This window comes from Dietzia sp. SYD-A1 (assembly GCF_015356725.1).
Taxonomy (GTDB): Bacteria; Actinomycetota; Actinomycetes; order Mycobacteriales; family Mycobacteriaceae; genus Dietzia.
On sequence record NZ_JADDKI010000678.1, the window covers coordinates 1 to 810 of the forward strand.

Annotated in this window: 1 pseudogene; it reads right to left on the reverse strand. The window is 71.5% G+C overall.

Annotated elements, in window-relative coordinates:
• Positions 1-71: 71 nt before the first annotated feature.
• A pseudogene (locus tag IY392_RS18565) lies at positions 72-810 on the reverse strand (SLC13 family permease); the annotation flags it as partial.

The window sequence follows — 810 nt, forward strand, 5'->3', positions numbered from 1 at the left end:
CAGCCGGATCGTGCGGCCCGGGCCTCGGCCCGAGCGGCCCGAACCGCGGTTCACGGTTTCCGGCCCGCGGCTCATGCGGTCGCCCCGAAGGCGATGACGCCGGTCAGCAGCGCCACGACGACCATGACGATGCTCACCAGCCACGCCCAGCCGAACAGCGCCTTGATGTGCTTGCCGATGTCCACCCCGGCCAGACCGACGAGCAGGTAGAAGGACCCGGTAAGAGGGCTGATCGGGAAGCCGACCGTCTCCTGGCCGAGCAGCGCGGCCTGCGTCATCTCGATCGAGGACACCCCGTACTGCTCCCCGAGGGCGTTGAGGACGGGAAGGACCCCGAAGTAGAACGCGTCCGGCCCGAACAGCAGGCTCAGCGGGACGCCGAGGATGCCGATGATCACCGGCAGGCCCGGCGCGGCGGAGGAGGGGATGACGGACGTCGCCGCGTCGGCCATGGCCGTGATCATCCCGGAGCCCTCGAGGATGCCGAGGAACGATCCCGCGGCGAGCAGGGTGGTCGCCATGAGCATCGCTCCGGTGGCGTGGGCCTCGATGCGGGCGGTCTGACTCTTCAGTCCCGGGTAGTTGACGACCAGCGCCACCACCACGCCGACGAGGAAGATCAGCTCCGGAGGGGCCACGCCGACGATGAGCGCGGCCAGCACCGCGATCGTCAGCGCCGCGTTGAACCACATCAGGCGGGGGCGGCGCAGGGCGCGCTCCTCCTCGGTGAGCTCGTCGACGCCGGCGGGCTCGGCCTGGTCCTCCGGGGTCGGCTCATCGGCGGGCGGGGTGTCGCCCGTGGTCGGGAGG